The sequence below is a fragment of the Streptomyces sp. AC512_CC834 genome (assembly GCF_019049325.1).
Lineage (GTDB): Bacteria > Actinomycetota > Actinomycetes > Streptomycetales > Streptomycetaceae > Streptomyces.
In genome coordinates, this window is the sequence record NZ_JAGMUO010000097.1 from 254,178 (window position 1) to 277,574 (window position 23,397).

Genomic DNA, 23,397 nt, shown 5'->3' on the forward strand with positions numbered 1-23,397 from the left:
TGTTCCTCGGTGGGTCACGGCTGTTTCTCGGTGGGTCACGGCTGTACCTCGGTGGCGGCGGCCGACGGCAGGCTCAGGGTGAAGGCGGCACCGCCGGCGGGAAGGTTGGCGGCGGTGAGGGTGCCGCCGTGCAGGACGGCGTTCTCGTGGGCGATGGCCAGGCCCAGGCCGCTGCCCGAGGAGCGGGTGCGTGCCGCGTCGGCCTTGTAGAAGCGGTCGAAGACGTGCGGGAGCGCCTCGTCGGGGATGCCGGGTCCCCGGTCGGTGACGGTGACGACGGCACGGTCGGCGCGGGCGCGGACGGTGACGGTCACGGGCGGACCTCCGTGGTGCAGCGCGTTGGCGACGAGGTTGCCCAGGACGACGTCGATCCGGCGGGGGTCGACACGGACGGGGACCGGGTCGGGGAGGTCGGCACGGACGCGCTCGTCGTGGGCCCAGCCGCGCAGTTGGAGGGTCTTGACCACGAGGGTGCGCAGGTCGACGTCCTCCCGGTGGAGGGGGGCGGCGCCGGCGTCGAAGCGGGAGACCTCCATCAGGTCCTCGACCGTGCGGGCCAGGGTGCGGATCTCCTCGCTGATCAGCCGGACGGCGTCCTCCGTGTCGGGGGGCAGGACACCCGAGGCGGCGTCCTCGTCGAGGACCTCGGTGACGGCGGTCATGGCCGCCAGCGGGGTGCGCAGTTCGTGGGCGACGTCGGCGGCGAAGCGGCGGGAGCCGGCCTCCATGCGGCGCAGCTCGGCGGCGTCCCTCTCCAGGGTCTCGGCCATGGTGTTGAACGAGCGGGTCAGATCGGCCAGTTCGTCGCGGCCCTCGGTGGCCAGGCGCGTGTCGAGTTCCCCGGCGGCGATGCGCTCGGCGCCGTGACGCAGCCGGCGTACCGGGCGCAGGACGCTGCGCGCCGCGAAGAGGGCCGGTACGAGGGCGAGGGCCAGGGCGGGGACCGCACCGGCCTGGGCCGCGGTGACCAGAGCGGAGATGTCGGCCTGGTCGTCGTCGAGGGGGAAGGCGGCGTACACGGTCAGCCCGGAGGGCGTGCCCGCGCCGTCGGACCCGCCGGACCCGCTGGACGTGCCGGATGTATCGGACGTATCGGACGTGTCGGCGTAGGCGACGGGCATGCCGAGGGCCAGCCAGGGGCGGCCGTCGCGTTCGATCCGTTGGTGGACCGCCTGTCCGCTCTCCTGGACCTCCTCGCGCAGCTCTTCCGGCACGGGGGGCGCCCCCGGGGAGGCCGGGACCGGCTCGCCGTCCCGGTAGGCGGCCGCGGAGCGCCAGCCGCGCGAGCCTCCGGCCTGGTCGATCCGGCGGCTCAGCGCGCGCAGGTCCTCGGTGCGGGGCGGGAGGCTCAGGTCGGGGGCCAGGGAGTCGAGCTGGGTGCGCAGCTCGGAGACGGCGGTGTCCTCGGCGCGTTCGAGGATGGCCGCGCGGGCCCGGTGGAAGGTGAGGCCTGCGGTGAGCAGCGCGCCGAAGGCGGCGGCCAGCAGGAAGGCGACGACGAGTCGTACCCGCAGTCCGCCGGGTCCGCGCGGCCGGAGCCTCAGCACAGGGGGCCGAAGCGGTAGCCGAACCCGCGGACGGTCTGCACGTACACGGGTTTGCGCGGATCGTCCTCGATCCGGGCGCGCAGCCGCATCACGCAGGCGTCGACGAGGCGGACGTCACCGTAGTAGGAGTGCTCCCAGACCTGCTCCAGGAGCTGCTGGCGTGAGTAGACCTGGCCCGGGGCGGCGGTGAGGAACAGCAGCAGTTTCAGTTCGGAGGGTGCCAGGGGCAGTTCGGAGCCGTGCTTGGCGACGACCAGGGTGGTGCGGTCCACCGTGAGGTCCGCGTGGTGCTCCGGGCCCCGCACGGCCGAGGGCGCCGCGGAGCCGTCCTGGCCGGGCGCCACGCGGCGCAGCACGGCCCGGATCCGGGCTTGGAGGATCTCCGCGCCCGCCGGTTTGACGATGTAGTCGTCGGCGCCCGCCTCCAGGCCGACGACCATGTCGATCTCGTCGCCGCGCGCGGAGAGGATGATGATCGGGATCTGCTTGCTCTCCCTGATCCGGCGGCACACCTCGAGACCGCTCATGTTCGGCAGCATCAGGTCGAGCAGCACCAGGTCGGGCCGGTGCCGCTCGAGACTCAGCAGTCCCGTCTCGCCGCTGCCCGCGACCGCCACCTCGTGTCCCCGGCGCTTCAGCGCGAGCGTGACGCCTCTCTGTACGGCGGGGTCGTCTTCGATGAGCAGCACTCGTGCCATGGGGGTCTGTTCTTCTCCGGTCGTCGGCTCGGCGGACGGCGTCTTCTGCCAGCGTGCTCGAAGGGTATGACGCCCGGTTCCGCATTACGTGATGAAACGATGACAGGCCTCCCGGGTCGCAGGCGGGTGGCCTGTGCTGGAGACATGAACTCCAAGATCACCTCCAGCCCACGGCCGCGGCCCGCCCGCCGGGTCGCCCGGTACGCCCTCGTCGCCGTGGCGGCCGCTCTCCCGCTCACCGCGTGCCAGGACTCCGGCACCGGCGTCGAGGTCTCCGCCGACGACAGCGCGGCGGCGGACGCGTCGGAAGGCGGGAAGGCGTCCGACGGCGGGGAGCAGGAAGGCGGGCCGCAACGGCTGCTGTGGATGGGCGACTCCATCGGTGAGGCCCAGGCGCCGGCCCTCGGCGCGGCCATGAAGGCCGGCGGCGTCGAATTCAAGTCGGTGGCCGCCGCCGGCGGGGGCGGTGTCGTCGGCGAGATCGCGGCGCCCACCTGGGACCGCCTGCCGAAGACGCTGAAGTCCTTCGAACCCGACGTCGTCGCCTACCAGGTCACCACCTACGACTGGGGCACCCCGGCCGAACAGCGCGCCGCCTACGAACGTCTGGTGAAGACGGTGAACGAGGCGGGCGCCGACCTCCTCCTCGTGTCCGCGCCGCCCTTCAAGATCGACGACTTCTACAAGCCGCACCGGGCGGAGATCGAGTCCGCGCCGCGGTCCGCGAAGAGCGTGGCCGAGGAGCATCCCGACACGGCCGGCTTCCTGGACGCCTCCGCCCTGTGGGGCGACGACGGGGGTGCGCAGAAGGCGCAGCGCAGCAAGGACGGCATCCACTCCTGCCAGCAGGGCTCGGCCGCGTTCGCCGTCTGGTTCGGCGAGGAGCTGGAGAAGCGGTACGGCTTCGCCCCGGCCGCCGCCGAGGAGTGGGCCACCGGGACGTGGACCGGCGAGAAGGTCTACAGCCGGCTCGGCTGCGAGTAGCCCGCCGCGGACCCGACCTTCCCACCGCGAGGCGTTCCCGGGCCGGGGACGCCTCGCCCCCCCTCGACGGAGACCAGCCCCATGCCCCTGCCGGCCACCCCCTCGCCCGCCCGCCGCGGCACCCGCACCCCGCCCTCCCCCACGCCCAGGGCCGCACGGCCGCACATCGCACCGCTCGACGGCCTGCGCGGTGTCGCCGTGCTGGGTGTGCTGTTCTTCCACGCCGGTCACTTCGGCGGCGGGTTCCTCGGCGTCGACCTCTTCTTCGTCCTGTCCGGCTTCCTCATCACCGGCCTGCTGCTGAAGGAGGCGCGGGCCCGCGAAGGCCGGATCGACCTCCTCGCCTTCTGGGGACGGCGCGCACGGCGGCTGCTGCCCGCGCTCGCGGTCGTACTCGCCGGCACCCTGCTCCTCGTGTGGGCGCTCGGCCCGCCGAACCTGCTCCGCTACGCCCTCGACGACGGTCCGTGGGTGGCCGCGAACCTCGCCAACTGGCACTTCGTCGCCGACCGGGTCGGCTACTGGGACTCGTCCGGCACCAGGGTCTTCAGCCACCTGTGGAGCATCGCCGTCGAGGAGCAGTTCTACGTGGTGTGGCCGCTGGTGCTCTGCCTGGTGGCCCGCGGCCGGGGCGCGGGCCGGCGCGTGGCCGCCGTGGCCGCGACCGGGGCCGCGGTGTCCCTGTTCCTGATGGTCCAGCTCACCACCCCGGCCGACACCACCCGGGTCTACGAGGGCACCGACACCCGTGCGTTCTCCCTCCTCCTCGGTGCCCTGGCGGCGACCCCGCCCATCACCCGTCTGCTGTCCCGGGCCGGCGAACGCGCGGCCGGGTGGTGGAGCCTCGCCCTGGCGGGGGCGATCGGGGCGTACTGGGTCACGGCCGACGGCCAGAACTCCCCCTCCCTCTTCCACGGCGGACTGTTCCTCCACGCCCTGGCCGCCGCCCTGCTCATCGGCTGCCTCGCCCGGGCTCCCCGCACACCGGCCGGCCGCTTCCTCGCCGCCGCTCCCCTGCGCCGGCTCGGCCTGGTCTCGTACAGCCTGTATCTGTGGCACTGGCCCGTGTACCTGCTGCTGAGCGAGGAACGGCTCGGCCTTCGGGGCGCGCCGCGTACGGCCGTGCTGCTCGCCGTGTCGGTGGCGCTCGCCTGGCTGTCCAAGGTCCTGGTGGAGGACCCGGTCCGGTTCCGGGCCCGCTGGGCGAAGGGCCGCACCGGGGCGATCGCGCTCGTCGCGGTCTTCGCGGCGCTGGCCGCGCTGTGGGCGTGCGTCCCGCAGCCGCGAACCGGTGAGGGCTCGGTCGACGTCACACGTCTCGTGTCGGGGGACGGCTGACGGCAGGGTGGCTGGCGGCTGACGGCAGGGTGGCTGGCGGCTGACGGCAGGGTGGCTGGCGGCTGACGGCAGGGTGGCTGACGGCAGGGTGGCTGTTGACCTTCACCTTGGGGGAGGCCACAGCATCGGTGTGGCCGGGCGACGCGCCCGGTACGAGGAGGAGTGGGCATGGGGTTGCTGACCATCGGGGCGTTCGCGAAGGCGTCCCGGCTGTCGCCGAAGGCGCTGCGTCTCTACGACGAGTTGGGCCTGCTGCCCCCCGCCCGCGTCGACCCGGTCACCGGCTATCGCCTCTACGCGCCGGAACAGGTGGAGCCGGCCCGGCTCGTCGCCTGGCTGCGACGCCTGGGGATGCCGCTGGTCCGCATCCGGCACGTCTGCTCGCTGGACGCGGCCGCGGCGGCGCGGGAGGTCCGCGCCTTCTGGGCGCGTACCGAGGCCGAGACCGCCGCCCGGCGGGACCTGGCCGCCTTCCTCGTCGACCACCTGGCCCGAAGGGACCCTGCCATGTCTTCCCTCTCTCCCGCTCCTGCGCTGAGCATCCGTTACGCCGCCGCCTCCGACCGCGGTCTGGTCCGCGAGAGCAACCAGGACACCGCGTACGCCGGGTCCCGCCTGCTGGCCGTCGCCGACGGCTTCGGCGGTGACGGGGCCCCGGCGAGCGCCGCCGCCGTCGAGGCGCTCAAGCGTCTGGAGACCGACGGCGTCCCGGCCGGCGGTCTCCTCAACGTCCTCGCGGACGCCGTCGAGGACGCCGAGCGGGCCGTGCACGACGCGGTCGGAGCCGGTTCCGCGCCGAAGGAGGCGGGCACGACCCTCACCGCGATGCTCTGGACGGGGTCGCAACTGGGCCTCGTCCACATCGGCGACTCCCGCGTGTATCTGCTGCGCGAGGGGGAGCTGTTCCAGATCACGCACGACCACACCGCGGTGCAGTCGATGGTCGACGAGGGCCGCATCACCCCGGAGGAGGCGGTCTCCCACCCCCAGCGGTCGCTGCTCATACGGGCCCTGGGCCGGGGTGCCGACGCCACCGCGGAGATGCGGCTGCAGGACGCCCGGCCCGACGACCGCTATCTGCTGTGCACCGACGGCCTGTCGACGGTGGTACCGGCCGGCGAGATCCACCGGGTGCTCGCCGGCCCCGGGGAGCCCGGGCGTGCCGTCCGTGAACTGGTCGCCCTCGCCAACGGGTCCGGCGGCCCCGACAACGTCGGCTGTGTCGTCGCCGACGTCGTGGCGGGCGGCTGACGCCTCCCGGGCAGCGGCCCCGGCCCCGGCCGGCCGGCGCTCAGGACGGCGCCGCGGCGACCCGGACCCGGTCGCTGTCGCCCTCGGAGAGGAAGGACGCCAGGGCCCGCCCCTCCTCGTCGACCTCGATGCGCTCGGCCCGGGTGAGCGGGCGCAGCGGGGTGACGGTCACCGTGTCCCCGTCCTCGACGGTCCAGGTCGCCGAGACCCGGCCGTCGACGAGGACGAACCGGGCGCCGGTGACCGACAGGCCGCGGTGCGCGTCGTCGATGATCCGGCCGCGGTCCTGGTAGCCGAGGACCGCGTTGTCGAACGCCGGCAGGAACCGCACCGGGGCGGGGGTGTCCGGATCGGGTCGCGGCGCGTCGGGGAGGTCCAGCAGTCGGCGGCCCCGCTCGTCGCGGAAGGCGACCAGTTCCCCGCGTACCGCGGCGACCGCGGCGGGCAGTCCGGCCAGCCCGCACCAGGCGCGCAGGTCCGCCGAGGCGGCCGGCCCGTACGCGGCGAGGTAGCGCCGTACCAGTGCCTCGCCGACCGGATCGGTGCCCGGCGGGGCCGGCGGGTCGACCTCGCGGCCCAGCCAGGCCGCGACCGGCGCGTTGCGCACCCCGGCCCTGGTGCGCCACAGCCCGCGCGGTGGCAGTTGCACCATCGGGATCAGCGCGGCGACCAGCATCTCCCCCAGCGGCCGCGGTCCCGCGTCCGGCCAGCGTCCGGCCACCGCCCGGGCGAGGTCGCCCATGGAGCGGGGTTCGCCGTCGGCCATCACCGCGCGGCCCGCCGCCGCGAGCTCGTCGAGGTCCACCCCTTCGAGCTCGCGGCGGTAGGTGCCGAGGACGCGTCCGCGCAGCATGGCGTCGTGCCGGGAACGCCAGGCCAGTACGTCGTCGGCGGTGACGAGATGGACGGTCCGGCGCATCAGGTGGGTCCGTACCACCCGACGCCCGGTCAGCAGGCCGGAGAGCGCCGACGGTGCGAAGTCGCGCAGCCGCGACCAGAGCCCGACGAACGGTTCCTGCGGCTCCTGTGCCTGCATGCCGCCCAGGTGCGCGACGGCGTCCAGGACGGAGCGGTCCGCGCGGTCGAGCAGCGACTGCCGGGCGAGTGCCGCCCGGTTGAGCGACCGGGCGTCGAGTACGGTCACGCGTTGTACTCGCTCACCACGTCCAGGACCCAGGTGACGCCGAAGCGGTCCCGCAGCATGCCGTAGAGGGGCGCCCACTGGGCCTCTCCCAGGGGCCGCAGGACGGTCGAGCCCTCGGACAGCTTCTCCCAGTAGGCGGCGGTCTCCTCGGCCGTCCCACCGCGGACCGAGACGAAGAACGCGTTCTCGCCCTGGTTCCACGGCAGGTCGGACGGCACGTCGTAGGCCATCACGCACAGACCGTCGGCGGTGGCCACCTGGCCGAACATCACCTGGTCGGCCGCGGCGGGCTCCCGGACGTCGCCGGCGTCCTTGTACGTCACGACGGTCACGTCCCCGCCGAACGCGGCCTGGTAGAAGGTGAGGGCCTCGCGGGCGTCACCACGGAAGTTCAGGTGGGTCACGGCTTTGGCGGTCACGACGGGCTCCTTGCCTCGTACGAACACGGTGCGGCGACCCACGGAAGTGGGCCGGCGGCGGGGCCCGTCCGGCCCCGCTGTGCTCACTCTGCTTCAGGTAGCGGTCAGGTTGTGGCCGCTACTTGCGGGAGCATGGTGGTCATGCAGAAGACCTCGGCCCGGCTGCTGTCCCTGCTCTCGCTGCTCCAGGCCCGGCGGGACTGGCCCGGAGCGCTGCTGTCCCGGCGGCTGGACGTCAGCCCGCGCACCCTGCGCCGCGACATCGACCGGCTGCGCGAGCTGGGCTATCCCGTCCTGGCGGTCAAGGGTCCGGACGGCGGATACCGGCTCGACGCCGGCACCCGACTGCCTCCCCTGCTGTTCGACGACGAACAGGCCATCGCGCTCGCCGTGGCCCTGCGGACCGCCGCCGGCACGGGCGCCGGCATCGAGGACGGTGCGGCACGCGCGCTGACCACCCTGCGCCAGGTCATGCCCGCCCGGCTGCGGCACCGGATCGACGCCCTCCACGTCACCCCGGTCGAAGGATCCGCGCCCCGGTCGCGGCCGCAGGCGGACGCCGGTGTCCTGATGGCGCTCAGCGCCGCCGTCCACGCCCGCGAGGTGCTGCGCTTCGACCACGCGGTGCCCGGCCCGGCGGACACCGGCGACGACGTGGTGCCGCCTCCGCGCCGGGTGGAGCCGCACCACCTCGTCACCCGGGGCGGGCGCTGGTATCTCGTGGCCTGGGACCTGGACCGCGAGGACTGGCGCGTCTTCCGCGCCGACCGGGTCACCCCGCGTACGCCCACCGGCCCCCGCTTCACCCCCAGGGAGCTGCCCGGCCAGGACGTGGCCGCGTTCGTGACCGGCAGGTTCCGCGGCTCGGACCACTCTCCCGACTGGCCCTGCCGCGGCCGGGCCGTGCTCCGGCTGCCCGCCTCGGCGGTGTTTCCGTACGCCGCCGACGGGACCGTCGAGGAACTCGGCCCGGACCGCTGCCGGCTCACCCTGGGTTCCTGGTCGTGGCCCGCCCTGGCCGCCGCCCTCTGTGTCTTCGACGCCGACATCGAGGTCGTCGGCCCGGCCGCGCTCAAGGAGGCGTTCGCCGGGCTGGCCGACCGCTGCGCGAGGGCCGCCGCCGACCCCTCCGCCGACCCCGCCTCCTCTTGACGGGCGGGGCGGATCACCGCCGAGCGGGAGCCGCGACCGTAGGTGTGCGGGAGGCCGGAGAGCCGGGTGTCACACCCGCTGGGCCCGGTCGGCGCACGCGGGCTCCGCCGGCATGCCGCTCATCACGACGCGCGAGCGGCTGTGCAACCGCAGTGAGACGGTGACGAACGCGATGGCGACCAGGGTCATCGCCGCGCCCGCCCAGGCGGTGGCGGCGTATCCGAGGTCCGCGTCGATCACCGTGCCGCCGAGCCAGGGGCCGCCGGTGTTGCCCAGGTTGAAGGCGGCGGTCGTCGTCGCGCCCGCGAGGGTGGGCGCGGCGCCCGCGACGTTGAACATGCGCGCGTTGAGCGCGGGTGCCGTGTAGAACGCGGAGACGCCGAGCAGCAGCGACAGGGCGATCACGACGGCGGGGCTGGAGGCGAACAGCGCCAGCGCGGCCAGCAGGACCGTCGAGGCGGTGATGCCGGACAGCAGCACGCCGAACAGGTGCGCGTCGGCGACCCGGCCGCCGATCGTGGTGCCGATCAGCGCACCGACCCCGAACAGCGCGAGCACGCCCGGCACCCAGCCGTCCGCCAGTCCGGCCACGTCGGTGAGCAGCGGCGCGAGGTAGGAGAAGGCGCAGAACACGCCGCCGGCGGCCAGTGCGGTCACGACGATGGACAGCCAGACCTGGCGGTCCCGGTAGATCGCCAGCTCGCCCCGCAGCCGGGGCCGCCGCTCGGGCAGCGGGATGCGCGGAATGAGGGTCACCACACCCACGAGGGCGACGGCGGACGCGGCGCCCACGGCCCAGAACGCGGACCGCCAGCCCAGGTGCTCGCCGAGGAAGGCGCCCGCCGGGACGCCGAGGACGTTGGCGATGGACAGTCCGCCGATCATCACGGCCATCGCCCGGGCCCGCGCGGTGACCGGCACCGTCGCGATGGCCACGGCCGCGCCCACGGCCCAGAACCCGGCGCAGGCGAGCGCGCTCACGACCCGCGAGACGAACAGGATCTCGTAGCTCGTCGCCAGCGCACCCGCGACCTGGCCGACGCCGAACACCGAGATCAGCGCGACCAGGGTGGTCTTGCGCGGCAGCCGCAGGGTCGCGACCGCGAGCAGCGGCGCGCCGACCACCATGCCGATCGCGAACGCCGATATCAGCAGCCCGGCCTGCGGGATCGACACGTCCATGTCGTCGGCGATGGGCGGCAGCAGCCCGGAGAGCATGAACTCGCTGGTGCCGAGCGCGAACACGGACAGGCCAAGGATGTAGACGGCGAGCGGCATGCGGCCGGCCGCGGGGCGTGGGGAAGAGTCGGGCATGACAGGTGTCAACGGCGCCCCGCTTCCCGCCATTCCCGCACCGGTCGCCGTCTCGCGATGCGGCTGCGAGGGCGCGCTACGGCACCGCGCGCTCCAGCCGGACGACGATGCCCTTCGAGGTGGGCTGGTTGCTGAGGTCGGCCACGCTGTCCAGCGGCACCAGGACCTGGGTCTCCGGGTAGTACGCGGCGGCGGAACCGCGCGCGGTGGGGTACGGGACCACCTCGAAGCCCTCGGCGCGGCGCTCGGCGTCGTCGTGCCAGACGCTCACCAGGTCGACGCGGTCGCCTCCGGTGAGGGCCAGGGCGTTCAGGTCGGCCGGGTTGACCATGACCACCCGGCGGCTGCCGTGGATGCCCCGGTAGCGGTCGTTGTGCGTGTAGGGGATGGTGTTCCACTGGTCGTGGGAGCGCAGGGTCTGCAGCAGCAGGTGTCCTTCGGGCACCCGCGGCACATGACACGCGTTGCTGGTGAACATCGCCTTGCCGGTGGCGGTGCGGTAGACGCCCTCGTTGACGGGGTTGGGCAGGCGGATGCCGCCGGGGCGTGCGACGCGACGGTTGAAGTCGTGCAGGCCGGGCACGATCCGGGCGATTCGGTCGCGGATCGCGCTGTAGTCGGCCTCGAACTCCTCCCACGGCACGTTCCCCGGCCCGTCGCCCAGGGTGCGGCGGGCGAGCCGGCACAGGATGGCGACCTCGCTGAGCAGCAGGGAGGACGCGGGCTTGAGCCGTCCCCTGGAGGTGTGCACCTCGCTCATCGAGTTCTCCACCGTGACGAACTGCTCCCCGCCCGCCTGCCGGTCGCGTTCGGTCCGGCCGAGGGTGGGCAGGATGAGCGCGGTCTGTCCGCACACGGTGTGGGACCCGTTGAGCTTGGTGGAGACGTGGGCGGTCAGGCGGCAGCTCCGCATGGCCTCCTCGGTGACCGCGCTGTCGGGGGCGGCCCGCACGAAGTTGCCCGCGACTCCCAGGAAGAACTTGATCCGGCCCTCGCGCATCGCCTTGATCGAGTTCACCGAGTCGAGCCCGTGGGCGCGCGGCGGATCGAATCCGAACTCCCGTTGCAGCGCGTCCAGGAAGGAGTCCGGCATCTGTTCCCAGATGCCCATCGTGCGGTTGCCCTGGACGTTGCTGTGGCCCCGCACCGGGCAGGCCCCGGCGCCGGCCCTGCCGAGGTTGCCGCGCAGCAGCAGGAAGTTGACGATCTCCCGGATGGTGGGGACGCCGTGCTTGTGCTGCGTGATGCCCATCGCCCAGCAGACGACGACCCGTTCGCTGCGCAGCACCTCGTCGCGGACCTGTTCGATCTCCTCGCGGGCCAGGCCGGTGGCGGCGAGTACGTCGTCCCACGACACGTCCCGGGCGTGCTCGGCGAACTCCTCGAAGCCGCTGGTGCACCCGTCGATGAACGCGTGGTCCAGCACCTTTCCGGGCCGGGCGTCCTCGGCCTCCAGCAGCAGCCGGTTCAGTGCCTGGAACAGGGCCATGTCGCCGCCGGGGCGGATGTGCAGGAAGCGGTCGGCGATCCGGACGCCCTGGCCGATCAGTCCGCGTGCCTTCTGCGGGTTCTTGAACCGCAGCAGCCCCGCCTCGGGGAGTGGATTGACCGCGACGATTCGGGCGCCGTTCGACTTGGCCTGTTCCAGGGCGGACAGTTGCCGCGGATGGTTGGTTCCGGGGTTCTGTCCCACCAGGAAGATCAGGTCGGCGTGGTGGAGGTCGTCGAGACCGACGGTGCCCTTGCCGGTGCCGAGGGTCTCGTGCAGCGCGAAGCCGCTCGATTCGTGGCACATGTTGCTGCAGTCGGGCAGGTTGTTGGTGCCGTAGGCGCGGGCGAAGAGCTGTAGGACGAAGGCGGCTTCGTTGCTGACCCGGCCCGAGGTGTAGAAGACCGCCTCGTCGGGGGTGTCCAGCGCCTTCAGTTCCTCGGCGAGCAGGTTCAGGGCGTCGCGCCAGCTAATCGGTTCGTAGTGGTCCGACCCGGGGCGCTTGACCATCGGCTCGGTGAGCCGCCCCTGTTGGTTCAGCCACATGTCGGAGCGCCGGCCCAGGTCGGAGACGGAGTGCTCGCGGAAGAAGCCGGCGGTGATCCGCCGTGTCGTCGCCTCGTCGTTGATGTGCTTGGCGCCGTTCTCGCAGTACTCGTTGCGGTGCCGGCGGCCGGGAGCGGGGTCCGCCCACGCACATCCCGGGCAGTCGATCCCGTCCACCTGGTTCATGGTGAGCAGGTCCACCGCACTCTGACGCGGGGAGGTCTGCTCCAGGGAGTACTCCAGCGCGTGCACCACCGCGGGAACACCCGCGGCCCAGGTCTTGGGCGGGGTGACGGTCAGGTCGTCCCGGGGTTCTTCCCTGGGCGGCTTCTTCATCGGGCGATCGCCTCTCGTTCGCTGTGTTCCCGCACCAGCTCAGCCCACCGGCCAGCCGGCGACCCTGCTCCTGGGCGGTTCCGGCTCCTCCGGCCGTACCTGCCCGCCCCGGATGGTCCCCCGCCAGGCCCCGCTCGCCTCGCCGTGCCCTTCGATGAACGTCTTGAAGTTCGCGAGTTCCCGCCGTAGGGCGCGGCCGGTCGTGCCGGGGATCGCGGCGAGCACGCCGACCGCTCCGCGCGGCTCGACGGACATCCGTACGGTCACCGCCGTACGGCCCTCCCCGGTGGGCCGGAACGTCACCTCGCCCCGGTGGCCGGGCCGCCGTCCGAGGCTCCGCCACGTCAGATGCGAGTCGGGCACCTGGTCCACGATCTCGGTCGCGAACGCCCGGCGCACCGGACCGACGCCGACGACCCACAGCGTCACGGCGGGCCTGACCTGCTCGACCCGCCGCACGGCGGTCATGAACCGCGGGAAGCTCTCGAACTGGGTCCACTGGTCGTACGCGGTGCGCACCGGTACGGCGATCTCGACCGTTTCCTCGACGCTGTTCATGTGCCACTCGCCTTCGACGGTTCCGCGGCGCCGGCCTTGCCGACGGTGCAGTGCAGGGAGTCGTCGATCACGTCGGCCACGATGGTGTCGCCGGGGTCGGCCTCGCCGCCCAGCAGCAGGTCGGCGATGCGGTTGTCGAGTTCGGCCTGGATCGTGCGGCGGAGCGGACGGGCACCGAACTCCGGCTGGTGGCCGTGGGCGATCAGCAGCTTCTTGGCCGCCTCCGTCACCTTCAGTGTCAGGCCCTGGGCGTGCACCCGCCGCTCGCTCTGCGCCAGCAGGTGGTCCACGATCCGGGAGAGGTCGTCCTGGGTGAGGCCGTGGAAGACGATGATGTCGTCGATGCGGTTGAGGAACTCGGGCAGGAAGCGGCCGCGCAGCTCCTGCATCAGCTCGTCCTTGAGGCCGGACACGTCGCCCTTGTGGTCGAGGATGCGGTGGGCGCCGATGTTGGACGTCATGATGACGACGCAGTGCCGGAAGTCGACGGTGCGGCCCTGTCCGTCGGTGAGACGCCCGTCGTCGAGGATCTGCAGCAGCGTGTTGAAGACGTCGGGGTGGGCCTTCTCCACCTCGTCGAACAGGACCACGCTGTAGGGCTGGCGGCGGACCTTCTCGGTGAGCTGCCCGGCCTCCTCGTAGCCGACGTATCCGGGTGGCGCCCCGACGAGCCGGGCGACCGTGTGCTTCTCCTGGAACTCGCTCATGTCGAAGCGGACCATGCGGGTCTCCTCGCCGAACAGCAGCTCGGCGAGGGTCTTGGCCAGCTCCGTCTTGCCGACGCCGGTGGGGCCGAGGAAGAGGAAGGAGCCCACGGGGCGGTCCGGGTCGCCCATGCCGGCCCGGTTGCGGCGCACGGCCCGCGAGACGGCGGTGACCGCCTCGTCCTGGCCGACGATCCGAGCGTGCATCTCGTCCTCCAGCTTGAGCAGCCGTTCCTTCTCTCCGGCCGTCAACTGGGAGACCGGGATTCCGGTGCGGCGGGAGATGACGTCCGCGATGTCGTCGGCGGTGACGGAGACGACGCCCTCGCGGCGTTCCTCGATGCCCGCGAGTTCGCCCTCCGCCTCGGCGATCTCTCGCTTCAGCCCGCCCGCCCGGTCGTAGTCCTCGGCGGCGACGGCCTGTTCCTGTTCCCGGCGCAGCCTGGCGATGCGGTCCTCGCGGCCGACGACCTCGGTGGAGCGGCTCGCGCTGCGCAGCCGTACCCGGGCGCCCGCCTGGTCCATGACGTCGATCGCCTTGTCGGGCAGGAAGCGGTCGCTGACGTAGCGGTCGGAGAGTTCCGCCGCCGCGGTCAGGGCGCCGTCGGCGAAGCGGACCTGGTGGTGCGCCTCGTAGGCGTCGCGCAGGCCCTCGAGGATCTGCACGGTCTCCTCGACCGTGGGCTCGGGGACCAGCACGGGCTGGAAGCGGCGTTCGAGCGCCGCGTCCTTCTCGACGTACCTGCGGTACTCGTCGATGGTCGTCGCGCCCACCACGTGCAGTTCGCCGCGGGCGAGGGCGGGCTTGAGCATGTTGCCGGCGTCCATCGAGCCCTCGCCGGTGGCTCCGGCGCCGACGACGGTGTGCAGTTCGTCGATGAACAGGATGATGTCGCCGCGGGCCTGCTGGACGTCCTCGATGACCTTCTTGAGCCGCTCCTCGAACTGGCCCCGGTACTGCGCGCCGGCCACCATGGCGGACAGGTCGAGGCCGACCACCCTCTTGTCCTTCAGCGTGTCCGGGACCTCGCCGGCCACGATGCGCTGGGCCAGCCCCTCCACGATGGCGGTCTTGCCGACGCCGGGCTCCCCGATCAGCACCGGGTTGTTCTTGGAGCGGCGGGAGAGGATCTCGACGGTCTGCTCGATCTCCTCGGCCCGGCCGACCACCGGGTCGAGCTTCCCGGCCTTCGCCTCCTGGGTCAGGTCGCGTCCGAACTCGTCCAGCGTCGTGGCGGGCTGCCCGCCGCCGTCGGCCGGGGACCCGCCTGCGCGGCCGGCCTGTTCCGTGAGCCCCTCCAGCCTGCCGATGTCCTGGCCCTCGGCGCTCAGCAGCCGGGCCGCGCCGGTGTCGCCGCCGTCCAGGAGGGCGCCCAGGATGTGCTCGGGGCCGATGTAGGAGACGCCCGCCGTCCGGGAGCGGGCGTAGGCGGTGGCGAGGGTCCGCTTGGCGGCCGGGGTGAGGCCCGGCTCGGCGGACGGCGCGCCCGCCTCGCGGGGAAGGACCTCGGCCAGTTGGGAGGCGAGCGCGTCGGGGTCGGCCCCCGCCCGGTCCAGCAGCCCGCGCGCGGGCTCGACCTTGGTGGCCGCCCACAGCAGATGTTCCGTGTCCAGATCCGATGTGCCGTCGTCAGCGGCGCGTTGGGCGGCCAGGTTCAGCAGCTCCTGCGAGGACTCGGTCAGCAGCCGGCCGATCGGCACGCGCTGCACCGCCGGGGGCGAGGACGCGGGCGACGTACCGAAGAACCGGTTGAGCAGTTCACTGAACGGATCGGACGCGGACGAGCCGAGACCGAACGACGACATCGACATGACAGCTCCTGGGGCGGTGGCGAGTCGATTCCACCGAAACCCCATGTCGGCGGCGGCGCAAGCGGAGCGGCCGCCCGCCGCGGGCGGGCGAGGGCCCGTTGTCAGTGGTGGGCGGCATGATTTCCTCCATGACTACTCCTGCTGCAGTGATCGTGGACGCCACCGCCTACGCCCAGGCGGTCGAGGACGCGGCGCGCGCGGCCGCCGCCTACTACGCGGGCGGCTCCTCGCCGCTGGACGACGACGCCTACGACCGGCTGGCGAGAGGGATCGCCGCGTGGGAGGCCGAGCACCCCGACGAGGTGCTGCCCGACTCCCCCACGGGCAAGGTGGCCGGGGGCGCGGCGGAGGGCGACGTGCCGCACACGGTGCCGATGCTCAGCCTCGACAACGTGTTCTCGCCGGACGGGTTCACCGCCTGGACGGAGTCGCTGGCCCGGCGCATCGACCGCGAGGTGTCCCGGTTCAGTGTGGGCCCCAAGCTGGACGGTCTCGCGGTCGCCGCCCGCTACCGCGACGGACGCCTCACCCGGCTGATCACCCGGGGTGACGGCACGGCCGGTGAGGACGTGTCGCATGCCATCGGCACCGTGGAGGGGCTGCCCGAGACGCTGGCCGAGCCGGTGACCGTCGAGGTGCGCGGCGAGATCCTCATGACGACGGCGCAGTTCGAGCACGCCAACGAGGTGCGCATACAGCACGGTGGGCAGCCTTTCGCCAACCCGCGCAACGCGGCCGCGGGCACCCTGCGGGCGAAGGAGCGCGCCTACACGGTGCCGATGACGTTCTTCGGGTACGGCCTGCTGGCCCTGCCCGGCACCGACGCCGCGCTCGCCGGACGGCTCGAGGAGCCGGCGTACAGCGACCTGATGTCCATGGCGTCCGGGCTGGGGGTGCACACCAGCGCCGGCACCGCGGTGCCGGACGTCGTCGTCGAGACGCCGGAGCAGGTCGTGGCCCGGGTCCAGGAGATCGCGGCGCTCCGTGCCGAGCTGCCCTTCGGCATCGACGGGATCGTCGTCAAGGCCGACCTCGCCGCCGATCAGCGGGCCGCCGGGTCCGGCTCCCGGGCGCCGCGGTGGGCGATCGCGTACAAGCTTCCGGCCGTCGAGAAGATCACCCGGCTGCTCGATGTGGAGTGGAACGTCGGCCGTACCGGCATCGTCGCCCCGCGCGGAGTCCTGGAGCCGGTGGTCATCGAGGGCTCCACGATCACCTACGCCACCCTGCACAATCCGGCCGACATCACGCGCCGTGGTCTGCGGCTGGGCGACCACGTCATGGTGCACCGCGCGGGTGACGTCATCCCGCGCATCGAGGCCCCGGTCGCGCACCTGCGTACAGGTGAGGAACAGCCCATCGTGTTCCCCGAGACGTGTCCGCGCTGCGGGTCCCAGATCGACACGAGCGAGGAACGCTGGCGGTGCGCGCAGGGCCGCAACTGCCACCTGGTCGCCTCGCTGGCCTACGCCGCAGGCCGCGACCAACTGGACATCGAGGGGCTGGGCACCACCCGCGTCGTGCAGCTCGTGGAGGCGGGCCTCGTCTCCGATCTGGCCGACCTGTTCACCCTGCGGCGCGAGGAGTTGCTCGCCCTGGAGCGGATGGGTGAGACCAGCACCGACAACCTGCTCGCCGCCCTCGCCGGGGCCAGGGAGCAGCCGCTGTCGAGGGTGCTGTGCGCGCTCGGTGTCCGGGGCACCGGACGGTCCATGTCCCGGCGCATCGCCCGGTACTTCGCCACCATGGACCACATCCGCGCCGCCGACGCCGTCGCGATGCAGCGGGTCGACGGCATCGGTGCGGAGAAGGCGCCCTCCATCGTCGCGGAGATCGCCGAACTGGCCCCGCTCATCGACAAGCTCGCCGCCGCCGGCGTCAACATGACCGAGCCCGGCGCGACCCCGCCTCCGCCCGCCGACGACACCGAGGGCGAGGGCGGCGGCGAGGCCACGCCGGCCGAGGGCGGTCCGCTGGCGGGCATGAAGGTGGTCGTCACCGGCGCGATGACCGGACATCTGGAACGGCTCAGCCGCAACGAGATGAACGAACTCATCGAGCGGGCCGGCGGACGCTCCTCCTCCAGCGTCTCCAAGAACACGACGCTCGTCGTCGCGGGCGAGGGCGCGGGATCGAAGCGGGCCAAGGCGGAACAGCTCGGCGTCCGCCTGGCCACCCCGGAGGAGTTCGCCGAGCTGGTCGCCGACCTCCTCGCCTGAGAATCCTATGCGATCCAAGCGGCCCTACACGGGAAGAAGTCCCCGGGGCACGAGTATTGACGGGGTGATCATCACTGTCACACCATCAGGTGAGTGGAATCCTATGTGATCCAGTGAGGAAGCGGTCATGGTCACGGCACGCATCACCGATCTCGACGTGGTCGACATCCGTTTCCCCACCTCGCGCGAGTTCGACGGCTCCGACGCCATGAATCCCGACCCCGACTACTCGGCCGCGTACGTGATCCTGCGGACCGAGGCGGGCGACGGGCTGGAGGGGCACGCCTTCACCTTCACCATCGGACGCGGCAACGACGTCCAGGCCACGGCGATCGCCGCACTGCGCGACCATGTCGTGGGGCTGTCCGCCCAGGCGGTGTGCGCCGATCCGGGTTCGGTGTACCGGGCCCTGACCGGCGACAGCCAACTGCGCTGGCTCGGCCCGGAGAAGGGCGTGATGCACATGGCCGTCGGTGCCGTCGTCAACGCCGTGTGGGACCTGGCGGCCAAGCGGGCGGGCCGGCCGGTGTGGCGGCTCCTCGCCGACGCGGAACCGGAGTGGCTCGCGGACCAGGTGGACTTCCGCTACATCGAGGACGCGCTCACCCGCGAGGAGGCCGTGGACCTGCTCCGCAGGGGCAAGGACGGCGCCGCAGAGCGCGCGGCCCGCCTCCTGGCGCACGGCTACCCGGCCTACACCACCTCTCCCGGCTGGCTCGGCTACTCCGACGAGAAACTGGTGCGGCTCGCGAAGCAGGCGGTCGCGGACGGCTTCACGCAGATCAAGCTGAAGGTGGGCGCCGATCTCGCCGACGACCTGCGCAGGCTGCGCACGGCGCGCGCGGCCGTCGGCCCGGACGTGCGGATCGCCGTCGACGCCAACCAGCGCTGGAGCGTCGCCGAGGCCGTCGAGTGGACCAATGCGCTGGCCCGGTACGCCCCGTACTGGATCGAGGAGCCCACCAGCCCCGACGACGTCCTCGGACACGCGGCGGTGCGCAAGGGGGTCGCGCCCGTCAAGGTGGCCACCGGTGAGCACGTCCACAACCGGGTCGTCTTCAAGCAACTGCTCCAGGCCGGCGCGATCGACGTGCTCCAGATCGACGCGGCGCGCGTGGGCGGCGTCAACGAGAACCTGGCGATCCTGCTGCTCGCCGCGAAGTACGGGGTGCCGGTCTGTCCGCACGCCGGCGGCGTCGGCCTGTGCGAACTGGTGCGCCATCTCTCGATGTTCGACTTCGTGGCCCTGACCGGAACGACCGAGGACCGGGTGATCGAGTACGTGGACCATCTGCACGAGCACTTCAAGGATCCCGTGGTCATCGCGGACGGGCGCTACGTGGCACCGACGGCGCCCGGCTTCTCCTCCCAGATGCACGCCGCCTCGATCGCGGCGTATCGGTATCCGGACGGTTCCTTCTGGGCCGCCGACCTCGCCGAACGGCGAAAGGGGACGACTCGATGAGCGAACCGAGTGATCTGTCCGGGCTCAGGGCCCTGGTGACGGGCGGCGCGTCCGGCATCGGCGCGGCCACCGCCGGTCTGCTGGCCGGCCGGGGCGCCGACGTCGCCGTACTGGACCTCGATCCGTCGCCGGTGGACAAGCCCCTGCGGGCATACGCCGGGGACGTGTCCGACGACGCCTCGGTGCGCTCCGCCGTCGCCGCCGCGGCCCACGAACTCGGCGGCATCGACATCCTGGTCAACAACGCCGGCATCGGCGCGATCGGCACGGTCGAGGACAACGAGGACGCCGAGTGGCACCGGGTCCTCGACGTGAACGTCCTCGGCATGGTCCGCACCACTCGCGCGGCCCTGCCCCACCTGCGGGCCTCCGCGCACGCCGCGGTGGTCAACACCTGCTCGATCGCGGCCACGGCGGGTCTGCCGCAGCGGGCCCTGTACAGCGCCAGCAAGGGCGCGGTGCTGTCCCTGACGCTGGCCATGGCCGCGGACCACCTCGGGGACGGGATCCGCGTCAACTGCGTGAACCCCGGTACGGCGGACACGCCCTGGATCGGCCGCCTCCTCGACCGCGCGACCGACCCGGCCGCCGAACGGGCGGCGCTCGACGCCCGGCAGCCCATGGGGCGGCTGGTCACCGCCGGGGAGGTCGCCGCGGCCATCGTGTACCTGGCGAGCCCGGCCGCCGCCTCCGTCACGGGCACCGCCCTCGCGGTGGACGGGGGAATGCAGGGGCTGCGGCCGCGGCCCCGGGCGCGGTGACGCGGCCGGGCGACAGCGGCGCCGGCCCGTCGCTGCCGAGCCGCACCCTCGGTCGCGGCGACGTGTCCGTCACCACCCTCGGTTTCGGCGCCGCGGCCGTCGGCGGTCTCTACACGCCCGTGAGCGAGGAGGAGGCGGTGGCCGCCGTGGACGCCGCCTGGGAGGCGGGCGTCCGCTACTTCGACACCGCCCCGCACTACGGGCTCGGCCTGTCGGAACGCAGGCTCGGGGCGGCGCTGCGGGACAGGCCACGGGACGAGTTCACGCTGTCGACGAAGGTGGGACGGGTGCTCGTCCCGCACGACGGCGGCGGGGACGACCTGGCCAACGGCTTCGCCGTACCGGCCACGCACCGGCGGCGCTGGGACTTCAGCGCCGACGGGGTGCGCCGCTCACTGGAGGAGAGCCTGACCCGCCTCGGGCTCGACCGCGTCGACCTGGTCCTGCTGCACGATCCGGACGACCACGAGGAACAGGCCTTCCGGGAGGCGTACCCGGCGCTGGAGGAGCTGCGGGCGCAGGGGGTGGTCCGCGCGATCGGCGCCGGAATGAACCGGACCCGGATGCTGACGCGGTTCCTCACGGACACGGACGTCGACGCCGTGCTCTGCGCGGGGCGCTACACCCTGCTCGAACAGGGTGCGCTGGACACCCTGTTGCCCGCCGCCGTGGCGGCCGGCAGGAGCGTGATCGTGGGTGGTGTCTTCAACTCCGGGCTGCTGGCCGACCCGTCGCCGGGCGCCATGTACGACTACGCGGCGGCCCCCGCGGAACTCCTGCGCCGGGCCGAGCGGATGCGCGACGTCACCGAGGCCCGCGGAGTACCGCTGCGCGCGGCCGCGCTCCGTTTCCCCCTCGGGCATCCGGCGGTCGCGTCCGTCCTGGTCGGGCCGCGGTCGGCCGCGCAGACCGGCGACGCGGTCGAGCAGTTCCACCGGCGCCTGCCGGACGCCGTGTGGGAGGAGCTGCGAACGGAGGGTCTGCTGCCGGGCGGGGTACCGGTGCCTGTCGGGGGGCCTGGCGAGGGAGGGCAGTCATGACCGTCATCGACGCCCATCACCACGTGTGGGACCTCGGCGTGCGCGACCAGGAGTGGATCACCGGCCCCGAACTCGCCCCGCTGCGCCGCTCCTTCCTCCTCGCGGACCTGGAGGCCGAGGCCCGCGGGGCCGGGGTGACGGCGTCGGTGCTCGTGCAGACGGTCACGGTGGCCGAGGAGACGCCGGAGTTGCTGGCGCTGGCGGTGGACAGTGAGGTCGTCGGCGCGGTCGTCGGGTGGACCGACCCGACGTCGCCCGGGGTGGCCGACGAGCTGGCCCGGCTGCGCTCGCTGCCCGGCGGCGGCTTCCTGCGTGGGATCAGGCACCAGGTCCAGGCGGAGCCCGACCCGGACTGGCTGACCCGGCCCGAGGTGCTGCGCGCACTGCGCGCGATCGCGGCGGCCGGGCTCGGCTACGACCTGGTCGTCCTCCCGCACCAGTTGCCGGCCGCGGTGCGGGCGGCGGCGGCCGTTCCCGGGCTCACCTTCGTCCTCGACCACCTGGGCAAGCCGCCGATCGCGTCGGGGCGAGCGGAACCGTGGGCGGCCCGTCTGCGTGCGCTGGCCGCCCTGCCGAACACGGTGTGCAAGCTCTCCGGCATGCTGACCGAGGCCGACTGGCGCTCGTGGACCGTGGACGACCTCAGGCCGTACGCCGACACGGTGATCGATGCCTTCGGTCCCCGGCGGCTGATGTTCGGTTCCGACTGGCCGGTGAGCACCCTGGCCGCCGGGTACGGCGACGTGGTGGCCGCCGTCGACGAGCTGATCGCCCCACTCACCGCGGCGGAGCGGGACGAGGTGTGGTCCGGCACCGCACGGCGCGTGTACGGGATCACCGGGGTCCACGGCGGGTGACCGGTGTCGGCCGGGGTTCCCGGCAGGAGACCGGTGCCAGCCGGGGGTTCTCGGCAGGTGACCGGTGTCGGCCGGGGTTCCCGGCGGGAGACCAGTGCCGGTCGGCGTCCGCGGCGGGTTACCGGTGTCGGTCGGGGGTTCGCCTGTGCTGGGACCGTGGCCGGGGGGTCATGTCTCCGGGAATCGGCCGAGTTGTCGCTCCAGGCTGCGGGTGAGGTGGTCGGCCATCGCCTCGGCGGCACGCTCGGGCCTGCGGCGCAGTATCGCGCGGACCACGCGTTCGTGCTCCGCGAGGGTCGGTGCCCCTTCGCTCTGGAGGCTGCTGAGGCGGAAGATGTGCAGGTGGGAGTGGAGCCGCTCCACCGCGTCCGCGAGCAGCGGCCGGTGGGCGGCCCCGGCGACCGCGTCGTGGAAGCGCTGGTCCAGGGCGGCGAAGTCCCGGTAGGCCGCGTACGGTCCGGCGGGACCGGGGTGGACCTGCATGTCCTCCAGGATCGCCTCGACGGCGTCGAGTTGGGCGTCGTCGGCGTGGCGGGCGGCCAGTGCGGCGGCCCTCGGCTCCAGCAGCAGCCGCATCTCGAACAGCTCCTCCACGCCCTGCCGGGTCAGCAGTTCGGTCGCCCGGTACCCGGACAGGGAGCGCTTGACGACGAGACCGTCGGACTCCAGCCGGGCGAGCGCCTCGCGTACGGGGGTCGGGGAGACGTTGAGCGTGCGGGCCAGCGCCTCGATGCCCACGCGGGCGCCGGGGGCGATCCCATGGTCCATGACCATGGCCTTGATATTCTCGTAGACGCTGTCGGACAGCACCTGCCGGACGGGCGCCGCCGACGGTCCACCCGCCCCCGACCCCGCCCCGGCCACGTCGTCGGAGACGGACGGGTCGTGTGCCGGCATCCGGGTCTCCTCAGTGTGCTGTGCGTTACGGCGGTCGCCAGTTTACCGAGGTGGGCGGGTGGTGAGGGAGCGTACGGTCACCCGTGCCGCCGCTCCGGGGCCGCCGCCTCGAGGTCGGCGATCGTGCCCGACATGATCGTCCGCACGTGCTCGGTGATGAGCCGCGCCGGCCAGTCCCACCAGGCCACCGCCAGCAGTCGGGCGACGTCCTCGTCGGAGTACCGGGTGCGGACGAGGCGGGCGGGGTTGCCGGCGACGATCCCGTAGTCGGGCACGTCCCGGGTGACCACGGAGCCCGCGCCGACGATCGCGCCGTGGCCGATCCGCACGCCGGGCATGACGGTCGTGCCGTGGCCGAACCAGACGTCGTTGCCGACGACCGTGTCACCGCGGTTCGGCAGGTCGCCGAGCAGGTCGAAGTGCTCGGCCCAGGAGCCGCCCATGGTGGGGAAGGGGAAGGTCGAGGGACCGTCCATGCGGTGGTTGGCGCCGTTCATGATGAACCGCGTGCCCGTCCCCAGTGCGCAGAAGCCGCCGATGACGAGCCTCTCGGGGCCGTAGTGGTAGAGCACGTTGCGTGTCTCGAATGCCGTCGCGTCGTCCGGGTCGTCGTAGTAGGTGTACTCCCCCACCTCGATCAGCGGGGAGGTCACCAACGGCTTGAGGAGCACCACCCTGGGCTGCTCGGGCATCGGGTGGAGCACCGTCGGGTCCGCGGGCACGGGCGCCGGCACGGGCAATGGCAGTGGCATGGCGGGTGGTTCCTCACGGTCGCGTGGGCATGACTCGGTTCCACGATCGTCGCAATGTACTGCCCGGCCCACGACGCGAGGAGTGTACGTTCGTACGCCCTGGCGGGTAGGCTC

At 73.1% G+C, this 23,397-nt stretch carries 19 protein-coding genes; 9 read left to right on the top strand and 10 right to left on the bottom strand.

What is annotated here, in order from left to right; translation table 11 throughout:
• Window positions 1-35 precede the first annotated feature (35 nt).
• Together KUM40_RS28685 and KUM40_RS28690 are read right to left on the bottom strand one after the other, a co-directional pair.
• Window positions 36-1,544, bottom strand: a complete 1,509-nt coding sequence (locus KUM40_RS28685; RefSeq protein WP_254395862.1) for a HAMP domain-containing sensor histidine kinase — start codon at window positions 1,542-1,544, stop codon at window positions 36-38.
• Entirely contained in the window at window positions 1,541-2,245 is a 705-nt protein-coding gene (locus KUM40_RS28690; protein WP_217169090.1) for a response regulator transcription factor, read from the bottom strand. The genes KUM40_RS28685 and KUM40_RS28690 overlap by 4 nt, the downstream gene beginning before the upstream one ends.
• 144 nt (window positions 2,246-2,389) lie before the next feature.
• Between KUM40_RS28690 and KUM40_RS28695 the strand changes: the two genes are divergently transcribed.
• The 3 genes from KUM40_RS28695 (at window position 2,390) to KUM40_RS28705 (ending at window position 5,818) form a co-directional block, all read left to right on the top strand.
• A complete protein-coding gene (locus tag KUM40_RS28695) occupies window positions 2,390-3,229 on the top strand; it encodes an SGNH/GDSL hydrolase family protein (protein ID WP_217169091.1) in 840 nt (279 codons plus the stop codon).
• A gap of 81 nt (window positions 3,230-3,310) precedes the next feature.
• Window positions 3,311-4,567 (top strand): acyltransferase, encoded by a 1,257-nt coding sequence (locus tag KUM40_RS28700; protein ID WP_217169092.1) that lies wholly within the window; start codon window positions 3,311-3,313, stop codon window positions 4,565-4,567.
• A 168-nt stretch (window positions 4,568-4,735) separates the two neighbouring features.
• Window positions 4,736-5,818 carry a MerR family transcriptional regulator gene (locus KUM40_RS28705; protein ID WP_217169093.1) on the top strand — a complete coding sequence of 361 codons (1,083 nt, stop codon included), beginning with the start codon at window positions 4,736-4,738 and terminating at the stop codon, window positions 5,816-5,818.
• Between the two features lie 40 nt (window positions 5,819-5,858).
• Here KUM40_RS28705 and KUM40_RS28710 read toward each other — a convergent pair whose 3' ends face one another.
• Together KUM40_RS28710 and KUM40_RS28715 are read right to left on the bottom strand one after the other, a co-directional pair.
• Window positions 5,859-6,962: a winged helix DNA-binding domain-containing protein gene (locus KUM40_RS28710; protein ID WP_217169094.1), complete on the bottom strand. Its 1,104-nt coding sequence runs from the start codon at window positions 6,960-6,962 to the stop codon at window positions 5,859-5,861.
• Entirely contained in the window at window positions 6,959-7,381 is a 423-nt protein-coding gene (locus tag KUM40_RS28715) for a VOC family protein (protein WP_217169095.1), read from the bottom strand. Before KUM40_RS28715 ends, KUM40_RS28710 begins: the two co-directional genes overlap by 4 nt.
• 141 nt (window positions 7,382-7,522) lie before the next feature.
• Here KUM40_RS28715 and KUM40_RS28720 point away from each other — a divergent pair, with 141 nt between their 5' ends.
• Window positions 7,523-8,533 (top strand): YafY family protein, encoded by a 1,011-nt coding sequence (locus KUM40_RS28720; RefSeq protein WP_217169096.1) that lies wholly within the window; start codon window positions 7,523-7,525, stop codon window positions 8,531-8,533.
• Window positions 8,534-8,602: 69 nt separating this feature from the next.
• Here the strand turns inward: KUM40_RS28720 and KUM40_RS28725 are convergent, their stop codons facing one another.
• From KUM40_RS28725 to KUM40_RS28740, 4 genes are all read right to left on the bottom strand, one after another.
• Window positions 8,603-9,811: a Cmx/CmrA family chloramphenicol efflux MFS transporter gene (locus KUM40_RS28725; protein ID WP_217169799.1), complete on the bottom strand. Its 1,209-nt coding sequence runs from the start codon at window positions 9,809-9,811 to the stop codon at window positions 8,603-8,605.
• A gap of 112 nt (window positions 9,812-9,923) precedes the next feature.
• Window positions 9,924-12,218, bottom strand: coding sequence for an FdhF/YdeP family oxidoreductase (locus KUM40_RS28730; RefSeq protein ID WP_217169097.1), 2,295 nt, complete (start codon window positions 12,216-12,218; stop codon window positions 9,924-9,926).
• Between the two features lie 39 nt (window positions 12,219-12,257).
• Entirely contained in the window at window positions 12,258-12,776 is a 519-nt protein-coding gene (locus KUM40_RS28735; RefSeq protein WP_217169098.1) for an SRPBCC family protein, read from the bottom strand.
• Window positions 12,773-15,292, bottom strand: a complete 2,520-nt coding sequence (locus KUM40_RS28740; protein ID WP_217169099.1) for an ATP-dependent Clp protease ATP-binding subunit — start codon at window positions 15,290-15,292, stop codon at window positions 12,773-12,775. Before KUM40_RS28740 ends, KUM40_RS28735 begins: the two co-directional genes overlap by 4 nt.
• A 128-nt stretch (window positions 15,293-15,420) precedes the next feature.
• On the opposite strand from KUM40_RS28740, the gene ligA reads away from it, so the two are divergent.
• The 5 genes from ligA (at window position 15,421) to KUM40_RS28765 (ending at window position 21,634) form a co-directional block, all read left to right on the top strand.
• Entirely contained in the window at window positions 15,421-17,511 is a 2,091-nt protein-coding gene (gene ligA / locus KUM40_RS28745) for an NAD-dependent DNA ligase LigA (protein WP_217169100.1), read from the top strand.
• Window positions 17,512-17,638: 127 nt separating this feature from the next.
• Complete coding sequence (locus KUM40_RS28750; RefSeq protein WP_217169101.1) at window positions 17,639-18,976, top strand: enolase C-terminal domain-like protein; 1,338 nt, start codon at window positions 17,639-17,641, stop codon at window positions 18,974-18,976.
• Window positions 18,973-19,737 (top strand): SDR family NAD(P)-dependent oxidoreductase, encoded by a 765-nt coding sequence (locus KUM40_RS28755; RefSeq protein WP_217169102.1) that lies wholly within the window; start codon window positions 18,973-18,975, stop codon window positions 19,735-19,737. The genes KUM40_RS28750 and KUM40_RS28755 overlap by 4 nt, the downstream gene beginning before the upstream one ends.
• A 32-nt stretch (window positions 19,738-19,769) precedes the next feature.
• Window positions 19,770-20,777, top strand: a complete 1,008-nt coding sequence (locus tag KUM40_RS28760) for an aldo/keto reductase (protein WP_217169800.1) — start codon at window positions 19,770-19,772, stop codon at window positions 20,775-20,777.
• The gene (locus KUM40_RS28765) at window positions 20,774-21,634 is read left to right on the top strand and encodes an amidohydrolase (protein WP_217169103.1); all 861 of its coding nucleotides are present in this window, start codon (window positions 20,774-20,776) and stop codon (window positions 21,632-21,634) included. The genes KUM40_RS28760 and KUM40_RS28765 overlap by 4 nt, the downstream gene beginning before the upstream one ends.
• Before the next feature lie 168 nt (window positions 21,635-21,802).
• Here KUM40_RS28765 and KUM40_RS28770 read toward each other — a convergent pair whose 3' ends face one another.
• Window positions 21,803-22,531, bottom strand: coding sequence for a GntR family transcriptional regulator (locus KUM40_RS28770; protein WP_217169104.1), 729 nt, complete (start codon window positions 22,529-22,531; stop codon window positions 21,803-21,805).
• A 77-nt stretch (window positions 22,532-22,608) separates the two neighbouring features.
• Entirely contained in the window at window positions 22,609-23,283 is a 675-nt protein-coding gene (locus KUM40_RS28775; protein WP_217169105.1) for a CatB-related O-acetyltransferase, read from the bottom strand.
• Window positions 23,284-23,397: the final 114 nt, after the last annotated feature.